4 protein-coding genes are annotated in these 3,066 nt (G+C 63.0%); 2 read left to right on the top strand and 2 right to left on the bottom strand.

Features of this window, described 5'->3' with window-relative positions; genetic code table 11:
• Positions 1–53 precede the first annotated feature (53 nt).
• A complete protein-coding gene (locus EN893_RS26250; protein ID WP_245490911.1) occupies positions 54–530 on the top strand; it encodes an NIPSNAP family protein in 477 nt (158 codons plus the stop codon).
• Here the strand turns inward: EN893_RS26250 and EN893_RS26255 are convergent.
• Both EN893_RS26255 and choX read right to left on the bottom strand, forming a co-directional pair.
• A complete protein-coding gene (locus EN893_RS26255) occupies positions 527–1,339 on the bottom strand; it encodes an alpha/beta hydrolase (protein WP_127269332.1) in 813 nt (270 codons plus the stop codon). The genes EN893_RS26250 and EN893_RS26255 overlap by 4 nt on opposite strands.
• An 8-nt stretch (positions 1,340–1,347) precedes the next feature.
• Positions 1,348–2,286, bottom strand: coding sequence for a choline ABC transporter substrate-binding protein (choX, locus tag EN893_RS26260; RefSeq protein ID WP_127272782.1), 939 nt, complete (start codon positions 2,284–2,286; stop codon positions 1,348–1,350).
• Positions 2,287–2,367: 81 nt separating this feature from the next.
• Here choX and betI point away from each other — a divergent pair, with 81 nt between their 5' ends.
• The gene (betI, locus tag EN893_RS26265; RefSeq protein WP_127269334.1) at positions 2,368–3,006 is read left to right on the top strand and encodes a transcriptional regulator BetI; all 639 of its coding nucleotides are present in this window, start codon (positions 2,368–2,370) and stop codon (positions 3,004–3,006) included.
• Positions 3,007–3,066 lie beyond the last annotated feature (60 nt).

The following is a 3,066-nucleotide window of genomic DNA, read 5'->3' on the forward strand; positions in this document are numbered from 1 at the left end:
CTTTTTATGGCGGGCCGGTCTGGGCGGCGCACAGCGATGCGGCCAACGCAACGATGATCGATTCCGACGATGTGCTGCTGCTGAAGCCGGCGTGGCCCGCCGCCGGCTTCGACCTCGCGGGCAAGCAGCGGCCAAGCCTGGCCGATGACGAAAAGCCCATTCAAAACAAACCGCTGACCGGCATCGTTGTCATCGAGATTCATCATTTGCAGCCCGGCACAGAGGCTGATTTCGCCACTCGCTTCGAGACTGAGACGGCGTGCCTGATGACGGCCGACGCACGCCTGCTCGCCGCTTTCGTTACCGAGCATGCCGAAAACAGTTTTCCGCGCCTGCCGGTACGGGCTGATGAAAACGTCTTCATCAGCGTCATGGGTTTTGCCAGCACCGAGGCGCATGCCCGCCACCAGGCCGCCCTCGCCGCTTCTCCGGCATGGCAGGATTTTTGGCAGGCCGCGCAGCTCGGCCTGACCAAACAAACGGAGACTTTGCGGCTGTTGCCCACATCGCAATCATTGGTCGGGCGTTAGACTTCAAATGCCTCGATGATCGCCTTTGCGACAAGGACCGGATCTTCCCAATGCGGGTTGTGGCCACAACTCTCAGCCCGAACGAAGACGGCTTCGGCAAGAGCGGATTGCAACGCCTGCTGGTGCGCCGCGCCGAACAGCGGGTCGCAGGCGCCGGCGATGATCAGCGTCCGGGCCTGCACGACTCGTGCCGAGTCGGTCAGGTCGGCGCGGCGGATTTCCTCGAGAATCGCGCGCCAGCGCGGGGTCGGCATCGCCGAGGCCTCTTGCGCCAAGCCGGCGAGAAAGGCTGCTGGCACGTCGGTACGACAGGCATGCCACCAGGCATAGAACGGATCGGTCGGCGATATCGGGTCGCGCAGGGCCTCGACGCTCACCACCAGCGGATGACCCGGCGCGAAATCGGGCTTCAACGTGCCGGCCAGGACCACCAGCCCGCCGATCAACTCCTTGTGCCCCGCAGCCAAAGCGACAGCCACCATGGCGCCCAGCGAATGGCCGACGACGACCGGTCGGTCGAGTTGTAAACTCTGGATCAGCCCGGCCATATCATCGGCAAGATCGGCGATGCCGCAGTTCTTGCCAGCCTGCGAGGCGCCGTGGCCGCGCAGATCCGGCATGATCAGACGACGGCCGGCCAGATATGGCGCCAGAAGCGAAAAACTGCGGCTGGTGTCGGTGAAGCCGTGCACCAACAGCAGTGCCGGCTCGGCGCCTGATACCTCGACATAGGCGATGTCGAGATCGCCGACAGTGACGAATTGCTTGCGGCCGGACCAGGCGCCCTGCTCCGGCAAAGCATCAAGCACCGCCGCTCTCACAGACCGAGCTTTTCCTTGACCGCGGCGAGGCCGGGTTGGCCGTCGAAGGTGGTGACGCCGGCGAGCCAGGCGTCGAGGCGGCTTTTGTTGGCCGTGATTGCCTTCAGCGCGCCGTCCTCCGGCTTCATGCCGTCATTGATCAGATAGCCCATGCCGACATTCTCGAAATCGATGTCGAAGGCGAGATTCCTGAGGAATTGCGCGACGTTCGGGCATTGCTCGAGATAGCCCTTGCGCACCTGCGTCGTCACCGTCGCGGCGCCGAAGTTCGGGCCGAAGAACTTGTCGCCGCCGGTCAGGTACTTGAAGTCGTACATCGTGTTCATCGGATGCGGCGCCCAGCCCTGGAAGACGATGAACTGCTTTTCCTTGATCTCGTAGCCGACCTCGGAAAGCATGCCGGCTTCGCTGGACTCGACCACTTGCCAGCCGTCCAGGCCAAAGGCGGGATCGGCGATGGCGTCCATCATCAACTGGTTTGAACCGGGCTCGATGCCGTACATTTTCTTGCCGAACTTGTCGGCGAATTTGTGCAGGTCGGAAATGTCCTTGACGCCGGCATCCCAGGCGTAGGTCGGAACGGCGAAGGTGTATTTGGCGCCCACGAGATTGACGCGCACATTTTCGACCGAGCCGTCCTTCTTGTAGGGCTCGTAATAGGTGACCATGGCCGGATCCCAGTAGCCCAGGAACAGGTCGAGGTCCCTGTTCTTCATGCCCTCGTAGATGACGTTGATGCCGAGCACCTGGCTTTGCGGCTGATAGCCGAGCGCCTCCAACAGGACGTTGGCGACCCCCGTGGTGAAGGCAAGGTCGTTCCAGCCGGGTTCGGCCATGCGGACCGTCCTGCACTCTTCGGCCTCGGCCGCCTGGGCCGCATGAGAGGCCAACATGAGGGCGGCCAAACAGACGCCGTTTGCAAGGATGCGCAACATTTCGGTTCTCCTCATTCGTGAAATTGACCAATCGGTTTTTTTATTGTCCCATGGGTCAATTCTTGATCTGAGCGGACGAAAATGTCAACGTGGATTCGAAATGCATGGACCAATCCCGTGAAACTCAAGCGTCTCAGTGAGATACGCCGCAAGGAGCTGCGGCAGGCGGCCTTCGTGGTTCTGGAGCGCGAGGGCATTGCCGGCGCGACCCTGGAAAAAGTGGCCGCTCAGGCAGGTGCCTCCAAAGGCATCGTGCTGCACTATTTCCGCAACAAGCAGGAACTGTTCGAGCACGCGATGCGCGAAGCCAATGCCGTCCTGTGCCAGGCGGTGATCGCGCGGCTTCGCCGGGCGCGTACGCCGATGGAGCGCATGGATGCGGTGATCGAGGGCAATTTCGAGGAGCATCTGTTCCAGCCGCCTCTGTGCCATGCCTGGCTGTCGCTCTGCGCCGAGGTGCCGCGCGACGAGAAGATGGCCCGTATCCAGCGGGTGATCCATGCGCGCATGCGCTCGAACCTGTTGTCGGGCCTGCACGGCCTCGCCTCGCCGGCGGATGCCGACGACATCGCGCTTGGCGTCACGGCGCTGATCGACGGGCTTTGGCTGCGGCTCGGCCTGCAACCGGGCAGCGTCTCGCGCGAACAGGCCGTCCGCCAGGTCAAGAATTATGTCGCGGGCCGGCTGGCCCTGCGGGAGCTTGCGACCACCGGCGCGTAACCGGCCTCGGCTGGCCTATCGAATGGTATTCCTGAGATGTCTGCCCGGCACGAACCCCAC

It is taken from the genome of Mesorhizobium sp. M7A.F.Ca.CA.004.04.2.1, assembly GCF_004022825.1.
In the GTDB taxonomy this organism is placed as follows: domain Bacteria; phylum Pseudomonadota; class Alphaproteobacteria; order Rhizobiales; family Rhizobiaceae; genus Mesorhizobium.

What these genes read in the sequence shown, in the direction of transcription:
- choX (WP_127272782.1), bottom strand. Translation starts at nt 2,286, where the DNA reads ATGTTGCGCATCCTTGCAAACGGCGTCTGTTTGGCCGCCCTCATGTTG.
- EN893_RS26250 (WP_245490911.1), top strand. Translation starts at nt 54, where the DNA reads ATGATCGATTCCGACGATGTGCTGCTGCTGAAGCCGGCGTGGCCCGCC.
- betI (WP_127269334.1), top strand. Translation starts at nt 2,368, where the DNA reads ATGTCAACGTGGATTCGAAATGCATGGACCAATCCCGTGAAACTCAAG.